Consider the following 8,315-nt stretch of genomic DNA (forward strand, 5'->3'; position numbering starts at 1 on the left):
GGGATCAGGAGATCCCGAACTCCTCGCCGAGCAGGTCGAAGATCTCGTCGTCGGAGGCGGACTCGATCTCCCGCTCCCCCTGGGCTTGCTGCCCGGCCCCGCCCTGCCAGGCGCGCACCAGCTCGGTCAGGCGGGCGGTGATGCCGACCCGGTCGCGCTCGTCGACGTCGAGTCCGCCCAGCGCGGCGGCGACCCGGTCCAGCTCGGCGTAGACGTCGGTCGCGGTGGCGGGCGCCTGGCCGCCCGCGAGCTGGGGCAGCAGGTGCTCGGCCAGCGAGGCCGCCGTGGGGTAGTCGAAGACGAGCGTGGCGGGCAGGGTCAGGCCGGTGGCGCGGGCCAGCGCGTTGCGCAGCTGCACCGCGGTCACCGAGTCGAACCCGAGGTCCTTGAACGCCTTGCGCTCCTCCACGTCGTCGCCGGAGGCGTGGCCCAGGACGGCGGCGACCTGCGCGCGGACCACGCCGAGCACCGCGTCCACCTGCTCCGCGGCGGGCAGCGCCGCCAGCCGGGCGGGCAGGCCCTCGGTGGCGGGGCCGTCCTCGACGGCCGGGGCCAGCGCGCGGACCTCGGCCAGGTCGCCGAGGAACGGGCTGGGCCGGGACGCGGTGTAGGCGACCAGGAAGCGCGGCCAGTCGATGTCGGCGACCACGGTCGCGGGGTCGCCGCGCCGGATCACCTCGTGCAGCGACCGCAGCGCCTTGTCCGGGGCCATCTCCGGCACGCCGTGGCGGCGGGCGATCTCGCCGATGCCGGAGGCGGCCATGCCGCCCTCGGCCCACGGCCCCCACGCCACGGCCGTGGCCGGGAGCCCGAGGTGGCGGCGGTGCTGGGCGAAGGCGTCGAGGAAGGCGTTGCCGGGGGCGTAGTTGCCCTGCCCCGACGCGCCCCACACCCCGGCCATGGAGGAGAACAGCGCGAACGCCTCCAGCGGCAGGTCGCGGGTCAGCTCGTGCAGCGCCCAGGCCGAGGAGACCTTGGCGCGCACGACCCGCTCGACCTGGACCGGGGTGAGCGAGGGGACCACGCCGTCGTCGAGCACGGCGGCGGTGTGGAACACCGACCGCACGGGGTGCTCGTCCGGCACGCCCGCGAGCGCGGCGGCCAGGGCGTCGCGGTCGGTGATGTCGCAGGCCAGGAGCTGGACGCGGGCCCCGGTCGCCTCGATGTCGGCCACCAACTCGTCCGCGCCCACGGCGGCCGGGCCGCGGCGGCTGAGCAGCAGCAGCGAGGGCGCGCCGAGCCGGGCGGCCCAGCGGGCGACCTTCGCGCCCAGCGCCCCGGTGCCGCCGGTGACGACGACGGTGCCGGTCGGGGTCCAGTCGGTGGTGGGCTTGGCGGTGCTGGGTTTCGTGACGGTGCGGGCGAGGCGGCGGACCAGCGCTCCCCCGCCGCGGATGGCCACCTGGTCCTCGTCGCCGTGGGCGATGACGGCGGCGGCGCGGTCCCAGGCGGTGGTGTCGTGGGCGGCGGGCAGGTCGACCAAGCCGCCCCAGCGCTCGGGTGTCTCCAGGGCGACGATGCGGCCGAAGCCCCAGACCATGGCCTGGTCGGGGTCGAGCATGGGGTCGTCGTCCCCGGTCGAGACCGCGCCCCGGCTCAGTACCCAGACGGGCGCGGGCAGGTCCGCGTCGTCGAGGGCCTGCACCAGGGTCAGCGTCGGCACCAGCCGGCCGGGGCTGTCGGCCGCGTCGACCGAGAGCAGGGAGACCACCCCGGCGAACGGCCCCGCGGGCAGTTCGGCGGCGAGCGCGGCGCGGTCCTGGCCGTCGACCTCGACGACCACGGGCTCGCCGCCGTGGCGGGTGAGCATGGCGGTCGCGGCGTCGGTCAGCGGGTTGCCGGGCGCGGTGGCGACCAGCCAGCGGCCGGCCAGGACGCCCGCGGGCAGCTCGGGCCGGGGCCGCCAGACGACCTCGTAGCGCCAGTCGTCGAGCTCGGCGGTGGCGGCGGAGTCCGCGCGCCAGGCGTCGAGGGCGGGCAGCACCGCGCTGAGCGGGGCGTCGGCGTCGAGGCCGAGCGCGCCGGAGCGGACCAGGTCCCAGAACTCGTCGTCGCGGCTGGCCTGCTGGACCTCGGCGGGCGGGTCCCACCAGAAGCGCTCGCGCTGGAAGGCGTAGGTGGGCAGGTCGACCCACGCCCCGGGGCCGGTGACGGCGGCCCAGTCGACGGCGACACCGCTGGCGAACGCCTCGCCGAGGGCGAGCGTGAAGCGGCGCGGGCCGCCCTGGTCGCGGCGCAGGGTGGCGACGGTGACGCCCTCGATCGCGCCGGAGAGCACGGGGTGCGGGCTGACCTCGATGAACACGCCGGTGCGGGTGGTGACGGCCTGCTCGAACAGCACCGTCTGGCGCAGGCTGCGGTACCAGTAGGCCGCGTCCATCGTGGTGGTGTCCAGTGGCTCGCCGGTGACGGTGGAGACCAGCGGGACGTCGGCGCGGCGCGGGGTGACCGGGGCGAGGGCGTCGAGGACGCCCGCCTCGATCGCCTCGACGTGCCTGGAGTGCGACGCGTAGTCCACCGGGATGCGCTTGCCCGTCTCCGCCAGCAGCTCCTCGAGCGCGTCGGCGTCGCCGGAGACCACGATCGAGGACGGGCCGTTGATCGCCGCGACCCCGATCCGGCCGTCGAACCCGGCGATGCGGGCCTCGACCTCGGCCAGCGGCAGCGGAACGGACACCATGCCGCCGAGCCCGGAGAGCCGCTCCCCGATCAGCTTGCTGCGCAGGGCGACCACCCGCGCGCCGTCCTCAAGGGACAGCGCGCCCGCGACGACGGCGGCGGCGATCTCGCCCTGCGAGTGCCCGATGACAGCCGTGGGCTCGACCCCGGCCGAGCGCCACAGCGCGGCCAGCGACACCATCACCGCCCAGGACACCGGCTGCACGACGTCGACGCGGGCCAGCGCGGCCTCGTCACCCAGCACGGAGAGCAGGTCCCAGTCGACAAACGGCGACAACGCCTCGGCGCACTCGCGCATCCGCGCGGCGAACACCGGCGAGGACCCGACCAGCTCCGCGCCCATGCCGACCCACTGCGCGCCCTGGCCGGGGAAGACGAACACCGGGTCGCCGGACTCGGCGCGGCCGGTCACGACCGAGGGCGACGGCGCGTCCGAGGCCACCGCCGACACCCCGGCCAGCAGCTCGTCCCAGTCCGCGCCGACGACGACGGCCCGGTGCTCGAACGGCGTGCGGGTGCGGGCCAGCGCCGACGCGACGGCGGTCGGGCTGCCCCCGGCGTCGAGCGCGGACCGCAGGCGGGCGGCCTGCTCGCGCAGCGCGGCGGCGGACTTGCCCGCCAGCACCCACGGCACGAGCGCCTTCTCCTGCTGCGCCACGGGTTCGGGGGCGGGCGGGGCCTCCAGGACCACGTGCGCGTTGGTGCCGGAGACACCGAACGACGACACACCGGCGCGGCGCGGGCGGTCGGCGGGGGGCCACTCGCGGGGCTCGGTCAGCAGTTCGATGCCGTCGGTCCAGTCCACCTTGGTGGAGGGCCGGTCGACGTGCAGGGTCTGGGGCAGCACGCCGTGCCGCATGGCCAGGATCATCTTGATCACCCCGGCGGCGCCCGCGGCGGCCTGGGTGTGGCCGATGTTGGACTTGATCGAGCCCAGCAGCAGCGGGGTCGCGCGGTCGCGCCCATAGGTGGCCAGCAGCGCTTCCGCCTCGATCGGATCGCCCAGGGTGGTGCCGGTGCCGTGCGCCTCGACAGCGTCCACATCGGACGCGGTGAGGCCCGCGGCGGCCAGCGCCCGGGTGATCACCCGCTGCTGGGCGGGGCCGTTGGGGGCGGTGAGGCCGTTGGAGGCGCCGTCGGAGTTGACCGCGCTGCCCCGCACCACGGCGAGGACCCGGTGGCCGTTGCGCACGGCGTCGGACTGGCGCTCGAGCACCAGCACGCCCACGCCCTCGGAGAACCCGGTGCCGTCGGCGGCGTCGGCGAAGGACTTGCAGCGGCCGTCGGCCGAGGTCGCGCCCTGGCTGCCGAACTCGGTGAACAGCTCCGGCGTCGACATGACCGCCACCCCGCCCGCCAGCGCCAGCCCGCACTCGCCCGCGCGCAGCGCCTGCGCGGCCAGGTGCAGGGCCACCAATGACGACGAGCACGCGGTGTCGATCGTGACGGCGGGCCCCTCCAGGCCCAGGGTGTAGGCGACGCGGCCGGACAGGACGCTGCCGGTCGCCCCGGTGCCGACGTACCCGGCCAGCTCCTCGGGGACCGAGCGCGGCACGTTGGTGTAGTCCTGCCCGCCGGTCCCGGCGAACACACCGGTCTGGCTGCCGCGCAGGGACGCGGGGTCGATGCCCGCCCGCTCCACGGCCTCCCACACCGTCTCCAGCAGCAGGCGCTGCTGCGGGTCCATCGACACGGCCTCGCGCGGGCTGATGCCGAAGAACGCGGCGTCGAACCGGGCGGCGTCGTGCAGGAACCCGCCCGCGCCGAAAGCGGCCCCGACCGCGTCGGGCCAGCCCCGGTCGGTGGGGAAGGGGCCCATCGCGTCGGTCCCGGTGGACAGCAGCTCCCACAGCCGCTCCGGGGTGGTCACGCCACCGGGCAGCTTGCAGGCCATCCCGACGACCACCACGGGGTCGGCCGGGTCCACGGCGGCGACCTCGGTCTTGGCCGCGGCGGGCAGGGAGTCGGCGAGCTTGTCGTCGAGGAAACCGGCCAGCGCGGCGGAGGTCGGGTAGTCGAACACCACCGGCGCGGGCAGCTTGACCCCGGTGGCGGCCTTGAGCCGGTTGCGCAACTGCACCGCCGACAGCGAGTCGATGCCCAGCTCGCGGAACGGCCGGGTCGGCGCGATGGCGTCGGCGGCGGCGTGCCCGAGCACGGCGGCGGCGGCGGAGCGGACGAGGTCGAGCAGGGCCCGGGACCGCTCGGCGGCCCCCATCCCGGCGAAGGAGGTGACGCCCGCCCGCGCCGTGGCCCGGCGGGCGGGGGCGGGCACCAAGGCGCGGAACAGGGCGGGCAGTTCGGCGGCGCGGGCGCGCAGGGCGGGCAGCGACAGCCGCAGCGGCAGCACTGAGGTGGCGCCCGCGGCCTGGTCGAACAGGGCCAGCGCGGCTTCGGTGGCCAGCGCGGCGACGCCGGTGCGGGCGATCCGGTCCAGGTCGGCGCTGTCGAGGTGGCCGGTCATGCCCGAGCTGCGCGCCCACAGGCCCCAGGCCAGCGCCGTGCCGGGCAGCCCCTGGTCGCGGCGGTGCTCGGCGAGCCGGTCGAGGACGGCGTTGGCGGCGGCGTAGTTGGCCTGGCCGGGCGCGCCCAGGGCGGCCGCGCCCGAGGAGAACAGGACGAACGCGGTGACCGGGTGGTCCGCGGTCAGCTCGTGCAGGGCCAGGGCGGCGTCGACCTTGGGCCGCAGCGCGGTGTCGAGCCGCTCGGCGGTCATGGACTCCACGACGCCGTCGGCCAGCACACCCGCGGCGTGCACGACGCCGGTGACGGTGTGCTCGGCGAGCAAGGCGGCCAGCGCGTCGCGGTCGGCGGCGTCGCAGGCGGCCACGTGCGCGGTCGCGCCGTGCGCGGCGAGCCGGTCGACCAGCTCGGCGGCCCCGGCCGCCGCCGGGCCACTGCGGCTGGTCAGCACCAGGGTGCGCACGCCGTGCACGGCCGCGAGGTGCTCGGCGACGGCCGAGCCGAGCGCGCCGGTGCCACCGGTGACCAGCACCGTGTGGCCGAAGTCCCAGCGCTCGCCGGTGGCCGGGGCGGGGGCGAGGCGGGGGGCCAGGGTCTTGCCGTCGCGCACGGCCACCTGCGGCTCGCCGGTGGCCAGGGCGGCGGCGGCGTGCTCCGCGGTGGGCGGGACGTCGGTGTCGAGCAGGGTGAAGCGGCCCGGGTGCTCGGACTGGGCGGAGCGGACCAGTCCCCAGGCGCCCGCGGCGGCGAGGTCGGCGGGCGTGCCCGGCGCCGCGCCCCGGGTGGCCAGGACGAGGTGCGCGTCCGCCTTCGCCGGGTCGGCCAGCCAGTCGCGCACGCGTTCCAGCGCCCGGTGCGCGTCGGCGACCGGGACGACCTCGAACGGCGGGGCCTCGACCGCGGCGGCGACCTCGACCCAGTCGAGGCGGTAGAGGGCGCCGCCATCCGAGGTCGGACCGGCGAGCTGGTCGGCGGCGACGGGCCGCGACGCGATGCCGCCGAGCAGCGCCACCGGGGCGCCGGTCCCGTCGGCCAGCTCGACGCGCTGCCCGCCGTCGACCGGGGTGACGCGGACGCGCAGGGCATCGGCGCCGACAGCGGCCACGGTCACGTCGGTGAAGGAGAACGGCATCCCGGGGCCGTCCTGCTCGCCCGCCAGGCCGCCGACGACGATGGCGTGCAGGGCGGCGTCGGCCAGCGCGGGGTGCAGGGCGAAGGACTCGGCGGCGGGGCGCTGGGACTCGTCGAGGGCGACCTCGGCGAACACGTCCCCGCCGCGCCGCCAGACCGCGCGCAGCCCCTGGAAGGCCGGCCCGTACTCCAACCCGGCCTCGGCCATGCCCTGGTAGGACACGGCCACGGGCTCGGCCCCGGCGGGCGGCCACTGGGCCAGGTCGAAGTCCAGCGCGGTGGTCGCGGCCGCGACCGCGCCGGTGGCGTGCCGGGTCCACGGGTCGGCGTCGTCGGCGCGGGAGTGGACGGCGACCGGGCGGCGGCCGTCGGTGTCGGGCGCGCCGAGCACGACCTGCACGGCGGTGGACCCGGTGAGCACGAGCGGGGCCTGGAGGGTCAGCTCCTCCAGGGTGTCGAGTCCGGCGCGGGCGGCGGCGTGCAGGGCGAGTTCGACGAAGGCGGTGCCGGGCAGGACGACCGTGCCGAGCACGGCGTGGTCGGCCAGCCACGGGTGGGTGCGGGTGGACAGGCGGCCGGTCAGCAGGACCGAGTCGTCCTCGGCCAGGGTGAGCGCGGCGCCGAGCAGCGGGTGCCCGGCTGCGGTGAGGCCGAGGCCGCCCGCGTCCCCGGCCAGGACCGGGGCGTCGGGCCAGAACCGCTCGTGGTCGAAGGCGTAGGTGGGCAGCTCGACCCGGTCGCCGGTCACGATCGAGGGCCACGCGATGTCGGCACCCGCCCCGTGCAGGCGGCCCGCGGCGGTGAGGACGGCCGCGACCTCCGGGACGCGGGCGGGCAGCAGGTCGACGTGCCAGGCCTCGGTCACCGGGGCGAGCAGCGGCGAGGTCGGCCCGACCACGACGACCTTCGCCGCGTCCCCCAGGTCCGGGGCCGGGGCGGGGACCTCGTCCGCCAAGGCCCGGGCGGCTTCCTCCAGGGTGCAGGAGCCTGCGGCGTGAGCGGCGGCGATGGCGCCCACGCCGGTCCCGACGACGTTGTCGGCGGTCAGACCCCAGGTCTCCAAGAGGCGGAACAACGCGACCTCGACCGCGAACAGCCCGGCGCGGGCGTAGGCGGGCCGGTCGAGCAGGTTGGCCTCCGGCGTGCCCTCCTCGGCGAAGACGATGGCGGCCAGCGGCTTGTCCAGGTGGTCCGCGAGCGCCTCGGCGGCCCGGTCGAACGCGGCGGCGAACACGGGGAAGCGGGCGTGCAGGTCGCGGCCCATCCCGGCGCGGCGGGCGCCCTCGCCGGGGAAGAACGCGGTGAGCGGGCCGGCGACGGCGGTCTCCGGCTCGGGGACGGCGTCGAGGGCGGCGAGCAGGTCGGCCCGCTCCCCCACGACCGTGACCCGGTGCTCCCAGCGGGGGCGGGTGGTCAGCAGCGACCACGCCACGTCGGCCGGGCGCACGGACTCGTCGGCCAGCAGCGCGCGCAGGCGGGCGGCCTGGGCGCGCACGGCGGTCGGGGTGCGGGCGGTGATCACCAGCGGCACCGGGCCCGCGGTGGCCTCGGCGGCGGTGGAGCTGTCCAAGGCGGGCGCGGCCTCGATGATGGCGTGCGCGTTGGTGCCGGAGACGCCGAACGACGACACGGCGGCGCGGCGCGGGCGGTCGACGGCGGGCCAGTCGCGGCGCTCGCTGAGCAGGGCGACCGCGCCGGACTCCCAGTCCACCTGGGTGCTGGGCTCGTCGACGTGCAGGGTCGGCGGGAGGACGCCGTGGCGCAGCGCCTGGACCATCTTGATGATCCCGCCGACGCCCGCGGCGGCCTGGGTGTGGCCGACGTTGGACTTGAGCGAGCCCAGCCACAGCGGCTCGGTCCGGTCCTGCCCGTAGGTGGCCAGCAGCGCCTGGGCCTCGATCGGGTCGCCCAGGGTGGTCCCGGTGCCGTGCCCCTCGACCGCGTCGACGTCCAGTGTGGACAGACCAGCGTCGGCGAGGGCGGCGCGGATGACCCGCTGCTGCGACGGCCCGTTCGGCGCGGTCAGGCCGTTGGACGCGCCG

The 8,315-nt window shown here is 77.3% G+C and carries 1 protein-coding gene; it reads right to left on the minus strand.

Annotated features, from left to right (window positions below; all coding sequences use genetic code 11):
- Positions 1-4: 4 nt before the first annotated feature.
- Positions 5-8,315 (minus strand): type I polyketide synthase (locus GCL84_RS23380; RefSeq protein ID WP_156757694.1); only part of this gene is annotated, 8,311 nt, incomplete at its 5' end.

Source organism: Actinokineospora pegani, from assembly GCF_009745975.1.
Lineage (GTDB): Bacteria > Actinomycetota > Actinomycetes > Mycobacteriales > Pseudonocardiaceae > Actinokineospora > Actinokineospora pegani.